Annotated in this window: 11 protein-coding genes and 1 riboswitch; of the genes, 9 read left to right on the top strand and 2 right to left on the bottom strand. The window is 68.1% G+C overall.

Annotated elements, in window-relative coordinates; translation table 11 throughout:
* Nucleotides 1-8: 8 nt before the first annotated feature.
* The 6 genes from hpaD (at nt 9) to ACIOU8_RS09930 (ending at nt 5,430) form a co-directional block, all read left to right on the top strand.
* Nucleotides 9-1,172 carry a 3,4-dihydroxyphenylacetate 2,3-dioxygenase gene (hpaD, locus tag ACIOU8_RS09955; RefSeq protein WP_400788671.1) on the top strand — a complete coding sequence of 388 codons (1,164 nt, stop codon included), beginning with the start codon at nt 9-11 and terminating at the stop codon, nt 1,170-1,172.
* A 10-nt stretch (nt 1,173-1,182) separates the two neighbouring features.
* Complete coding sequence (locus tag ACIOU8_RS09950; protein WP_400788668.1) at nt 1,183-1,968, top strand: fumarylacetoacetate hydrolase family protein; 786 nt, start codon at nt 1,183-1,185, stop codon at nt 1,966-1,968.
* Nucleotides 1,953-2,756: an HpcH/HpaI aldolase/citrate lyase family protein gene (locus tag ACIOU8_RS09945; protein ID WP_400788666.1), complete on the top strand. Its 804-nt coding sequence runs from the start codon at nt 1,953-1,955 to the stop codon at nt 2,754-2,756. The genes ACIOU8_RS09950 and ACIOU8_RS09945 overlap by 16 nt, the downstream gene beginning before the upstream one ends.
* A gap of 29 nt (nt 2,757-2,785) precedes the next feature.
* A complete protein-coding gene (locus ACIOU8_RS09940; protein WP_400788664.1) occupies nt 2,786-4,063 on the top strand; it encodes an MFS transporter in 1,278 nt (425 codons plus the stop codon).
* Nucleotides 4,064-4,085: 22 nt separating this feature from the next.
* Complete coding sequence (locus ACIOU8_RS09935) at nt 4,086-4,808, top strand: DUF6882 domain-containing protein (protein ID WP_400788662.1); 723 nt, start codon at nt 4,086-4,088, stop codon at nt 4,806-4,808.
* A 61-nt stretch (nt 4,809-4,869) separates the two neighbouring features.
* On the top strand, nt 4,870-5,430 hold the full coding sequence (locus tag ACIOU8_RS09930) for a hypothetical protein (protein ID WP_400788660.1): 561 nt from the start codon (nt 4,870-4,872) through the stop codon (nt 5,428-5,430).
* Nucleotides 5,431-5,535: 105 nt separating this feature from the next.
* Here the strand turns inward: ACIOU8_RS09930 and ACIOU8_RS09925 are convergent, their stop codons facing one another.
* Complete coding sequence (locus tag ACIOU8_RS09925) at nt 5,536-6,414, bottom strand: bifunctional methylenetetrahydrofolate dehydrogenase/methenyltetrahydrofolate cyclohydrolase (RefSeq protein ID WP_400788658.1); 879 nt, start codon at nt 6,412-6,414, stop codon at nt 5,536-5,538.
* Entirely contained in the window at nt 6,411-7,685 is a 1,275-nt protein-coding gene (gene glyA, locus ACIOU8_RS09920; RefSeq protein ID WP_400788656.1) for a serine hydroxymethyltransferase, read from the bottom strand. Before glyA ends, ACIOU8_RS09925 begins: the two co-directional genes overlap by 4 nt.
* Before the next feature lie 36 nt (nt 7,686-7,721).
* Nucleotides 7,722-7,806: riboswitch (ZMP/ZTP riboswitch) on the bottom strand.
* 52 nt (nt 7,807-7,858) lie between these two features.
* On the opposite strand from glyA, the gene ACIOU8_RS09915 reads away from it, so the two are divergent.
* The 3 genes from ACIOU8_RS09915 to ACIOU8_RS09905 form a co-directional block, all read left to right on the top strand.
* On the top strand, nt 7,859-9,385 hold the full coding sequence (locus ACIOU8_RS09915; RefSeq protein ID WP_400788653.1) for a beta-N-acetylhexosaminidase: 1,527 nt from the start codon (nt 7,859-7,861) through the stop codon (nt 9,383-9,385).
* Entirely contained in the window at nt 9,382-10,548 is a 1,167-nt protein-coding gene (nagA, locus tag ACIOU8_RS09910) for an N-acetylglucosamine-6-phosphate deacetylase (RefSeq protein WP_400788651.1), read from the top strand. Before ACIOU8_RS09915 ends, nagA begins: the two co-directional genes overlap by 4 nt.
* Before the next feature lie 536 nt (nt 10,549-11,084).
* Nucleotides 11,085-12,526, top strand: a 1,442-nt coding sequence (locus tag ACIOU8_RS09905) for a sigma-70 family RNA polymerase sigma factor (RefSeq protein WP_400788648.1), incomplete at its 3' end; no start/stop codon positions are given.

The following is a 12,526-nucleotide window of genomic DNA, read 5'->3' as shown; positions in this document are numbered from 1 at the left end:
ACGCTGCAATGACCGACAAGACTGCGAAGACGCCGACCTCCTCGGGCTACTACGTGAGCCAGGAGGCTCCGATCCAGACCGACAACCCGGTGCCGACCCCCGAGAGCACTCCTCCCGACGTGCTGCGCTGCGCCTATATGGAACTGGTCGTCACCGACCTGGCCGCGTCGCGGGTGTTCTACGTCGACGTCCTCGGGCTGTACGTCACCGAAGAGGACGACGAGGCGATCTACCTCCGCTCGACCGAGGAGTTCATCCACCACAACCTCGTGCTGCGCAAGGGCCCGATCGCCGCGGTGGCGGCTTTCTCGTACCGAGTCCGCGACGCCTCCGACCTCGACCGGGCCGTGGAGTTCTACACCGAGCTCGGCTGCGACGTGCGCCGCAACCCCGACGGCTTCGTGAAGGGCGTGGGCGACTCGGTGCGCGTGGTCGACCCTCTCGGCTTCCCGATCGAGTTCTTCCACCAGTCCGATCACGTCGAGCGGATGTCGTGGCGCTACGACCTGCACATCCCGGGCGAGCTCGTGCGTCTCGACCACTTCAACCAGGTCACCCCCGATGTTCCCCGCGCGGTCAAGTTCATGCAGGACCTGGGCTTCCGCGTGACGGAGGACATCCAGGACGACGAGGGCACCGTCTACGCGGCCTGGATGCGCCGCAAGCCCACCGTGCACGACACCGCGATGACCGGCGGCGACGGGCCCCGCATGCACCACGTGTGCTTCGCGACCCACGAGAAGCACAACATCCTCGCGATCTGCGACAAGCTCGGCGCCCTGCGGCGCTCCGACGCGATCGAGCGCGGCCCCGGCCGTCACGGCGTCTCGAACGCGTTCTACCTGTACCTGCGCGACCCCGACGGCCACCGTGTCGAGGTGTACACCCAGGACTACTACACAGGCGACCCCGACAACCCCGTCATCACCTGGGACGTGCACGACAATCAGCGACGCGACTGGTGGGGCAACCCCGTCGTGCCCTCCTGGTACACCGAGGCCTCGCTCGTGCTCGACCTCGACGGCAACCCCCAGCCGGTCGTCGCTCGCACCGACAGCTCGGAGATGGCGGTGACCATCGGCGCCGACGGGTTCTCGTACACGCGTCCAGACGACGACGAGGCCATGCCCGAGTACAAGCAGGGCGAGTACAAGCTCGGCCACCAGCTCTGAGGAGGACCGGATGCTGTCAGCAGACACCGTCACGCAGATCGCCGCGGAACTCGCCGAGGCCGACCGGAACCACTCCGTGATCCCGCGCATCACGGCGCGCTACCCCGACGCCACCGTCGAGGACTCGTACGCGATCCAGGGTATGTGGCGCGACTCGCAGATCGCCGCCGGGCGCCGCCTGGTCGGCCGCAAGATCGGGCTCACCTCCAAGGCGATGCAGCAGGCCACGGGCATCACCGAGCCCGACTACGGCGTCATGTTCGACGACACGGTCTACGAGTGCGGCGCCAAGATCCCCGTCGATCACTTCTCGAACGTGCGCATCGAGGTCGAGCTCGCGTTCGTGCTCAAGCATCCACTCGAAGGACCCGACTGCACGCTCGATGACGCCCTCGCGGCGATCGACTATGCGGTTCCGGCGCTCGAGGTGCTGAACTCGCACATCGAGCTCGAGGGCCGGACGATCGTCGACACGATCAGCGACAACGCGGCCTACGGCGCGATGGTGCTCGGCACGGTGCGCAAGCGTCCGGACGAGATCGACCTGCGTTGGGTGCCCGGAGTGCTGTCACGAAACGGCGAGATCGAGGAGACCGGCGTCGCGGCCGGCGTGCTCGGTCATCCGGCGACAGGTGTCGCGTGGCTCGCGAACAAGTTCCACCAGCACGGCGCGCGGCTCGAGGCCGGGGAGATCATCCTGGCAGGATCGTTCACACGCCCGATGTGGGTGTCGCGCGGCGATGAGGTGCTGTGCGACTACGGACCGATGGGAACGATCGCATGCCGCTTCATCTGAGCCCCTCCTTCCGCGAGCAGCTCGCTGCCTCCGACCGATCGCTCATCGGCATGTGGGCGTGTTCCGGCAGCCCGCTCGTCACCGAGGTCGCCGCCGGGTCCGGGCTCGACTGGCTGCTCATCGACATGGAGCACTCGGCCAATACGCTCGAGTCCACCCTGCTGCAGCTGCAGGTCGCCGCCGCCTACCCCATCGTTCCGGTCGTGCGCGTCCCGTTCAACGACGCCGTCGCGATCAAGCAGGTCCTCGACCTCGGCGCACAGAACATCATCGTCCCGATGGTGTCGTCGGCCGACGAAGCGCGCACCGCGGTCGCTGCGACGCGCTACCCGCCGAAGGGTGTGCGCGGAGTCGGCAGCGCGCTCGCCCGCAGCGCGCGCTGGAACCGCGTCGACGGCTATCTGCAGGATTCGGCACGGCACACCTCGCTGACCGTGCAGATCGAGACGACGTCCGGAGTCGCCGCCGCCGCCGAGATCGCGTCGGTCGACGGCGTGGATGCGGTGTTCGTCGGCCCGTCCGATCTCTCCGCATCGATGGGGCTCCTCGGCCAGCAGACGCACCCTGATGTCGTCGGCGCGGTCGAACAGGTCTTCGCCGCGGTGAGGGCCGCGGGCACTCCCGTGGGCGTGAACGCCTTCGACCCCGCCACCGCCGATTCGTACATCGCGGCCGGGGCCGATTTCGTGGCCGTCGGCGCCGACGTGGCGATGCTCGCACGAGCATCCGAGGCTCTCGCCGCCCGCTTCATCTCGGCATCCGACGACGCGACCCGCGCCAGCTACTGACGCCCGCGCCGCCCGTCATGGTGGCAGGATTGACGGATGCAGAGAAGCGGGGCGCCGTCATGATCCGCGCGCTCGCCGCGATGCAGGACAAAGGATTCCGCTGGTTCTTCGTCGCCCGCGCGATCACCTTGATCGCCGGCTCGATGTCGTCGATCGCCCTCGCCTTCGCGGTGCTGGAGATCGACAACGATGCACGATCGCTGTCGCTCGTGCTCGCAGCCTTCACGATCAGCAACATCGTGTTCCTGCTGTTCGGCGGGGTGATAGCCGACCGTCTCCCCCGCGCGCTGATCATCCAGTCCTGCTACGTCATCGACATCGTCGCGGTCGGAACGATGGCCGCGCTGCTTTTCACCGGCACGGCCACAGTTCCGCTGCTGGCGCTGCTCTCTGTCGTGAACGGCGCATCGACCGCGTTCGTGCTGCCGGCGATGCAGGGCATCATCCCGCAGCTGACCTCTGCAGAGCACCTCCAGCAGGCCAACGCGATGCTCTCGTTCGTGCGCTCGGCGACGACGATCGGCGGGCCGATCATCGCGGGCATCGTGGTCGCCACCGCAGGGCCAGCCTGGGCGATGGTCGTGCAGGCGATCGGATGGGTCATCGCGATCCCCGTTCTCGCGATGGTGCGGCTGCCGCCACCCGACCACGGCGGCGGGACCACGATGTTCCACGACCTCCGCGTCGGCTGGCAGGAGTTCTGGAGCCGCACGTGGCTCTGGGTCATCGTGATCGCGTTCATGGTGATGAACGCGATCCACATCGGGGCGTGGGGTGTCGTCGGTCCGTACATCGCGAAGAACGACGAGCGACTCGGCATCGCGGGGTGGGGGTGGGTCGTCAGCGCCGAAGGCGTCGGCATCCTGCTGATGACCCTCATCCTGATGTGGCTTCCCCTGAAGCGACCGCTGCGCTACGGCATGATCGGCATGGCCGCGTTCGCGATTCCCCTGACTGTTCTCGGGGTGCACCCGGCCGTGGTCCTCCTGGCGATCGCCGCGTTCATCGCCGGTGCCGGCGTCGAGATCTTCAGCACCGGCTGGAATCTCGCGATGATGGAGAACATCCCCGGAGACAAGCTCTCGCGCGTCTCGAGTTACGACATGCTCGGCAGCTACGTCGTGATGCCGATCGGCACTCTCGTGTACGGCTGGCTGATCATCCACAGCGACGTCGAGACGGTGCTCGTCACCTCGGCGATCCTCTACGCGTCGATCGCCGTCGCGACGCTGATCGTGCCGAGCGTCTGGCGCATGGGTCGGCCGACGGGTGCCCTCTCCGAACGGGAGAAGTTGGCGGATTCATAGCAATCCGGGCGAGACTGTGGGCATGACCTTCGCCGCGCTCCAGCCGCTCGCAGACCGTGCTGCACTGTTCTCCGCCCTCCGTCAGGATTCCCTGGCCATCGCCCTCGAGGACCTCGGCGACAACCGCTGGGATGCCGACATGGCGGCCGGGACCCTCACGTTCACCTCGAACTCCGATGACGCGCACCAGCTCGTGACGCGCGCCCACCTCGTCGCGACGATCGCCCCGGGGCCGCGATCGCTCCTCTGGGCCTGGGCGCACCCGCAGGGCGACCCGGGCGGCGTCGCAGCCCAGCTCCGCGATTACGGCGCTCAGCACGGCATCGCCGAGCTGAGCGAGACCGAGCTCCCCTTCCCCGAGGACGCCGACGGCGATGCCGAGTGGATCACCCGGGCAGCTCACACCGTCGGTGCCGTGGCCGTCGAGCTCACCGGACGCGCGCCCTACTACCTCGCTCCGGTCGGCGGAGGCACCTACGCGGTGTTCCTCCTCGATGCCCCTCTTCCTCCGCTCACCGTCGCGTCCGCCACGACCGTCCTCCCCCGCATCCTCTCGGGTCTGGCGCTGTCCGACGCCCGCACGGCCGTATGGGATGCTGCCCGCCTCGCCGGCTGGAACCTCACCTGGGCCGACGAGTCCTTCTCGGGCGCCACGGTCGCCGATGCGACAGGCACTGCGACGTTCCGCTTCGACGAGCAGGCGCGCATCACGAACATCGAGAGCAGCCTGCACCCGCAGGCCTGATCCGTCGCGAGATGGTGCCCCGCTGATGCCACGGCATCCGCGAGTGTGGAAGTCTGGTCGCATGAAGAACGGAATCGTCCGGTTCGCCGCGCTCTACGTGTTCAACGTCGCGATCCTGCTGCTCATCGGCCTGCTGTCCGGGGGTGTCTCGGTCGGATTCCACGCCTTCTGGGCCGCGGTCATCCTGACTCTCGCGGCGCTCTTCGTCAAGCCGATGCTCACGGGCGCGTTCCGCAAGGCGGCCGCCAAGTCCGCATCCGATCGCACGAAGGCCGGCGAGAAGGTCGTCCAGTACGTCCTCGTCTACCTCGTCGAGCTGATCATCTGGGTGGCCGTCGTATGGCTGAGCGGCGTCCGCGCCTCGGGGTTCTGGAGCTACGCGCTCCCACCGCTCTTCCTGCTTTTCGGCTGGATGATCTACGACCAGGTCGACGACCGACTGAGAGCGAAGGCCGGCGAGCTGTACGACGTCGTGCAGGGCAAGGTCTCGGGTTCGCGGAAGAAGTCAGCGGCCAGCTCCGCAGCCCCCTCCGAGAACTCACCTGCCGCCGCCGAAGCGCGCAAGGAGCTCGCCGACGGACTGACCCCCGAACAGCGACGGATGCTCGACGAACTGGGCTGATCGCAGACGGTCCCGATCTGCGGACCCCGCCCCGATTCGCGGACGAATCAGACGGGAGAGGTCAGCAGATCGGGACCGGATGCGCAGAACGGGACCGGATGCGGCTCAGACGAGCCGCTCGGCCGCCTCGACCACGTTCGTCATGAGCAGCGCGACCGTCATCGGACCGACGCCGCCGGGGTTGGGCGAGACCCAGCCCGCGACCTCTGCGACACCGGGATGCACATCTCCGAAGACCAGGTTCTTGCCCGTCTCTGGGTCGGTCTCGCGAGTCACGCCCACGTCGAGCACTGCGGCTCCCGGCTTGACGTCCTCGGCGCGGATGAGGTGCTTCACGCCCGCAGCCGCGACGATCACGTCGGCCTCGCGCAGGTATCGCGGCATGTCGACCGTGCCGGTGTGCGTCAGCGTGACCGTCGCATTGAGGTCACGACGGGTCAGCAACAGGCCGATCGAGCGACCGATGGTCACGCCTCGTCCGACGACCACCACGTGTTTGCCCTTGAGGTCGTAGTCGTTGCGCAGCAGCAGCTCGATCACACCGCGCGGCGTGCACGGCAGCGGCGTGTGGATCGGGCTGTTGACGTTGAGCACGAGCCGACCGAGGTTGGTCGGGTGCAGGCCGTCGGCATCCTTCGCCGGGTCGATCCGCTCGAGGATCGCATCGGTGTCGATGTGCTTCGGCAGCGGCAGCTGCACGATGTACCCGTGGCAGTCCGGATCGGCGTTGAGCTCGTCGATCAGCGCCTCGACGTCGCCCTGCGTGGCATCGGCCGGCAGCTCGCGCTGGATCGAGTTCATCCCGATCGCCTCGGACTGACGGTGCTTCATCCCGACGTACAGCTGGGATGCCGGATCGGCGCCGACAAGGACCGTCGCTATGCCGGGGACGATGCCCTTCGCCTTCAGCGCGGCGACACGCTCGGTCAGCTCGGCCTTGATGGCGGCGGACGCCGCTTTGCCGTCGAGGATCGTCGCGGTCACTGCTGCAGGTCCGGGTAGAGCGGGAAGACTGCGGCGAGCGCATCGACGCGAGCACGGAGCGCCTCGACATCGGCACCGGGCAGCAGAGCGAGAGCGATCACGTCGGCGACCTCGGTGAACTCGGCGTCTCCGAAACCGCGGGTCGCGAGCGCCGGGGTTCCGATGCGCAGGCCCGAGGTGACCATCGGCGGACGAGGGTCGTTCGGCACCGCGTTGCGGTTCACGGTGATGTGGATGTCGTGCAGCAGGTCCTCGGCCTGCTTGCCGTCGATCTCGGCATCGCGAAGATCGACCAGCACCAGATGCACATCGGTGCCGCCGGAGCGCACTCCGATGCCGGCATCCTTCACATCCTGCTGCGAGAGGCGCTCGGCGAGGATCGATGCTCCGCGCAGCGTGCGCTCCTGTCGTTCCTTGAACTCAGGGGTGCCCGCGAGCTTGAACGCGGTCGCCTTGGCGGCGATCACGTGCATGAGGGGGCCGCCCTGCTGGCCGGGGAAGACGGCGGTGTTGATCTTCTTCGCGATGTCGGGGTCGTTCGTCAGGATGAACCCTGAACGGGGGCCGCCGATGGTCTTGTGCACGGTCGAGGAGACGACGTGTGCGTGCGGCACCGGGTTCGGGTGCAGGCCGGCGGCGACGAGGCCAGCGAAGTGCGCCATGTCGACCCAGAGCAGGGCGCCGACCTCGTCGGCGATCGCGCGGAAAGCGGCGAAGTCGAGCGTGCGGGGGTAGGCGGACCAGCCGGCGATGATGACCTTGGGCTTGTGCTCGATAGCGAGGCGACGCACCTCGTCCATGTCGATCGTCGAGGTCTCGGGGTCCACGCCGTAGGCGACGATGTCGTAGAGACGGCCCGAGAAGTTGATCTTCATGCCGTGCGTCAGGTGACCGCCCTGGTCGAGCGCGAGGCCGAGCAGCGTGTCACCGGGGCGGGCGATGGCGTGCAGCACGGCGGCGTTGGCCGATGCTCCCGAGTGCGGCTGGACGTTGGCGAACTCCGAGCCGAAGAGGTCCTTGGCACGCTGGATGGCCAGCGACTCAGCGACGTCGACCTCTTCGCAGCCGCCGTAGTAGCGACGCCCGGGGTAGCCCTCTGCGTACTTGTTGGTGAGCACTGAGCCCTGCGCCTGCAGCACCGAGACGGGCACGAAGTTCTCGGATGCGATCATCTCGAGGAACGTCTGCTGCCGCGCGAGCTCTCGGTCGAGGACCTGTGCGATCTCGGGGTCGACCTCGGCGAGCGGGGCGTTGAAGTAACGATCGGTCATGACTTGCTCCTCTGACGACGGATTCGAAGGGGTATACCTATCGGCCCAGGCGCGCGGTCGAATTCCGTGGTCAGTCGCTCCCCGGTGGTAGTCCACCCAGACGCCAGTCGCGACGTGAGAAAGCATAGCGGATTTCCCTGGGCTGCCGGCTCTGCGCAGGGTAGGTTTTGTTCATGGTCCTTCCCCATTCCATGCCCCTTGTTCCTCTTCCCGCTTCCGTCATCGCCGGCGATGGTCGGCTGCCCGTCTCCGAGAGCACGCGAGTCATCGGCGACTCCCCCGCCGCACACCGGCTGATCGACGCCGCAGAACGGCGCACCGGCATCCGCTTCGCCCACTCCACGGACGCCACAGACATCGCAGACGCCGCATCGGCGATCGTGCTGCGCGTCGATCCCGCCATCGCAGCCGAGGGCTACACGCTCACGGTCGCCGACTCCGTCGAGGTCGTCGGCGGAGACGAGGCAGGGCTCTTCTACGCGGTGCAGACTCTGCTGCAGCTGCTCCGCGACGGCGACGAGGGCTGGGCGCTGCTGCGCGCCGAGATCACGGACGCGCCGCGGTTCGAGCGCCGCGGCGTGATGCTCGACGTCACGCGCCACTTCTTCGATGTCGACGAGGTCAAGAAGTTCATCGACAGCACCAGCGCCTTGAAGTTCAACCACCTGCACCTGCACCTCAGCGACGACCAGGGCTGGCGCATCCAGATCGATTCGTGGCCCAGGCTCACCGAGCTCGCGTCGTCGACCGCATCGCTCGGCGACCCCGGAGGCTTCTACACCAAAGACGACTATCGCGAGATCGTGGCGTACGCGGCCGAGCGGCACATGCTCGTCATCCCCGAGATCGACCTTCCGGGACACACGCACGCCATCGGCGTCGCGTATCCCGAGCTCGTCGAGGATCCGGTCATGAACGACAGCCTGATCGCCGAATCGGCACGCCTCGGTCAGCCGCTCCCGGTCGCCGGCGAGCCCTACCTCGGGTGGGGCGTCGGACACTCGAGCGTCCGGATCCACGAGAAGCGCACGTACGAGTTCGTGCGCGACGTCGTGCGAGAGCTCGCCGAGATGACGCCCGGCCCGTTCATCCACATCGGCGGAGACGAATCGCTCGGCACCCCGCAGGCGGATTTCGATCACTTCGTCGAGCGCGCGACCGCGATCGTGTTCGAGGAGGGCAAGATCCCCCTCGCGTGGCACGAGGTCGGTGCGGCGAAGGACATCGCCGAGGGCACGATCGGTCAGTACTGGGGCAAGGAGACTCCCGAGGGCTCGCATGCCGCAGAGGCCGCGCACTTCGTCGAGCGCGGCGGCGCCCTCATCATGTCGACCGCCGACGTCGCCTACCTCGACATGAAGTACACCGCCGACTTCCCGCTCGGGCTGACCTGGGCCGCGATCATCGACGTCCGCACGGCCTACGAATGGGAGCCGACCGCGGTGCTCGACGTGCCTGAGGCCGCGATCCTCGGCATCGAGGCTCCCTTGTGGAGCGAGACCACTCGCACCCTGAGCGATGTCGAGCAGCTGGTGTTCCCTCGGGCCGCCGCTCACGCCGAGGTCGCCTGGTCGCCGCAGAGCGCTGTCGGGCGAGACTGGGAGTCGTTCCGCGAACGGCTCGGTGGGCTGGCCCCGCTGTGGAAGGCTGAAGGCGTCGACTTCCACCCCGCAGCCGAGATCCCCTGGAGCGAACGATGACCACCGATTCCGCAGCGACAGGATCGCTCGTCATCCACTCGGTCCGACTGATCGACCACGGGGCCGAGGTCGCGGACTCCTGGGTGCGGATCGAAGACGGCCGGGTCGTCGCCGTCGGACGCGGGCAGACCTGGAGCACTGCAGACGAGGTCGTCGATGCGACGGTCGTCGCCGGACCGGATGCCGTTCTGACGCCCGGCTTCATCGACATCCACTGCCACGGCGGTGCCGGGGCCTCGTTCGACGACGGCGCAGAGGCGATCCGCACTGCTCGCGCTCTGCACCGCTCTCACGGCACCACACGGTCAGTGATCTCGCTCGTCACGGCGCCGGTCGATGCACTCAGCCAGCGCGTCGCGCAGATCGCCGACCTGATGCAGACGGATGCCGACATCCTCGGCTCGCATCTCGAAGGGCCGTTCCTCGACCCCGCGCATCATGGAGCGCACGAGCCGACGTTGCTGCTGGCTCCGGCGCGCGACGATGTCGCTCGGCTGCTCGAGGCCGGCCGCGGCACGATCCGGCAGGTGACGATCGCGCCCGAGCTCCCCGGCGGACTCGACGCGATCCGACTGATCGTCGAGGCCGGAGCTGCGGCGGCGGTGGGTCACACGAGCGCGGACGTCGCGACGGCGAACGCGGCCTTCGACGCAGGTGCGACGGTGCTGACCCACGCGTTCAACGCCATGCCCGGCATCCACCACCGCGCGCCCGGACCGGTGCTCGCCGCAGCCGCCGACCGCCGTGTGGTGCTCGAAGTGATCGCCGACAACGTTCACCTGGATCCGCACGTGATCAAGCTCGTGTTCGATTCGGCGCCCGGCCGCGTGGCGCTCGTCACAGATGCCATGGCTGCCGCGGGCAGCGCCGACGGCCACTACGATCTGGGCGTCGTGAGCGTGACGGTCGAAGACGGCATCGCACGCGCGGACGACACCGGCTCGATCGCGGGTTCGACCCTGACACAGGATGTCGCGCTGCGCCGAGCCACCGCTGCCGGGGCGCCGCTGGCGGAGGCGGTGCGGGCGCTGACCGAGACGCCCGCGGGCGCCATCGGATACGGCGACCGACTCGGTCGCCTCGGCGTCGGATACGTCGGTGACGCGGTGCTGCTGGATGCGCAACTGCGGGTCGTGCGCGTATGGGTGGGCGATCGCCCGTAGTCCGATGTCGCTCAGTCGATGTCGCTCAGTCGATGCCGCGTGGTCCGCGGTCGCGTGGTCCGAGGTCACGCGCGCATCGACGTGCGGTCATGCCTGCTCCGCCACGCCGTCCGAGTGGGTGAGAGGCCGCCGTTCCCCAGATCGGCGGCCCCGTCACATTTCCCTCCCATGTGCGAGAGCTGGCGGGCCGAGCGCTCCTCCCCCGAGGTGCCCGACCCGCCATGCCGGTGCACTTACCCCTTGCACCAGCGCCTGAGCTCCGCCCCCCGGTGGAGCTCCATGGCTGTCTCTAGTGATGAGACGACGGCGAGGCCGATTCATTACGCGATTTCTCAGAAATTTTCCGAACCCGTCGACTCGATCTCGCTTATTCTGCTTTTGATCAGGGATTTATAGGATCTCAGATTTCTGCGATCAGTTTCGCCGAAGGGGTGGCAAGCCTGGGAGATTGGGGAGAGAATGGAGATGGCGCGTGATGAAAATGGGGTTCACGCGTCTCTTTATGTGGAGACGCACACGCGCTCCACGACAGATGGATGACTGTGGATCAGGACAGCACTTCGCACGACGACACGATCGCCGACGCCGATCTCGTCCTGCGCACCCGCTCGGGTGACGCAGCGGCCTTCGGTGAACTCTGGAGGCGGCACTACCCTTCGGGCATGTCCGTCGCTCGGTCGATCACGTCGTCGATCGACCCCGACGATCTCGTGCAGGAGTCCTACACCCGCATCTATCAGGCGATCATCAAGGGAGGCGGGCCTAACGGCTCCTTCCGCGCCTACCTGTTCACGAGCATCCGCAACACGGCCGCCGCCTGGGGCCGCTCTCGCCGCGAGTCGGCGATCGACGAGCTCGACAGCGTCGCCGATCCCGACAGCACGGATCAGGCGGCCAACGAGGCGCTCGATCGCAGCCTGACTGCTCAGGCGTTCCGCAGTCTCCCCTCCCGCTGGCAGGAGGTGCTCTGGTACACCGAGATCGAGCAGATGAAGCCGCCGGAGGCCGGGACCCTTCTCGGCATGAAGGCGGGTGCCGTCTCGCAGCTCGCGTTCCGGGCGCGCGAGGGGCTTCGCGAGGCCTGGATCCAGGCTCATCTCCGCAGCGCGGCCGCTGGTTCGGACTGCCAACGGACCATCGAACATCTGGGTGCCTACTCGCGCGGCAATCTCAGCACACGTGACCACAACCGTCTCGAGCAGCACCTCGAAGAGTGCGCACGCTGCATGATCGTCGCCGCTGAGGCGAAGGACGTGTCGACACGTCTCGCCCTCGTGCTGCTGCCGCTCGTCCTCGGCGTCACGGGTGCTGCAGGGTATCTCGCCACGCTCCAGGGCGGGGGCACGCCGATCGTCGCGCTCGCAGCCATGCCCTCAGGAATCACTGAGGGTGCTGTCGTCGCCGCAGGAGCGGGAACGACGGCGACGGCCGGCTCGTCGACCAGCACGGCTGGCGGGGGCACGGCCGGCGGTGGCGCAGCAGGAGGTGGCGCAGCAGGAGGCGGCGCAGCAGGAGGCGGCGCAGGCGGCATGGCGAGCGGCGGCATCTTCAGCGGTGTCGGTGCGCTGGTCGGCGCCGGCTCAGCCGCCCTGGTGGTTGCGGGCGTCGTAGCCGCTGCCACCATCATCCCGACCCTCACGGGGGCGACACCGGCCGCATCGCTCCCCTTCGCCGGCGACACGGACTCCTCGTCGATCAGTGCCGATGTCGGACCCGACGAATCGATGTCCGATGAGAAGACGCCGATCGTCGACGACATCGAGCCGGACCAGGACACCGAGGTCAAGAAGGACGTCGAGGCACCGCCTGTCGAGGCTCCGCTTCCTCCCGTGCCCGCCGAGGACACGGCACCCGCCGTGACACCGCCGCCCCTTCCGGTCGAGACGGTGAAACCTGCACCGGACGTGGACGCCCCCGAGGAGGAGACTCCGGGCGAGGAAACCCCCGGCGAAGAGACTCCCGGCGGCGAGACCCCCGG

This window comes from Microbacterium sp. NPDC087589, assembly GCF_044743635.1.
In the GTDB taxonomy this organism is placed as follows: domain Bacteria; phylum Actinomycetota; class Actinomycetes; order Actinomycetales; family Microbacteriaceae; genus Microbacterium.
The sequence above is the reverse complement of the archived record's forward strand: the minus strand, read 5'-3'. Positions and strand labels throughout refer to the sequence as shown.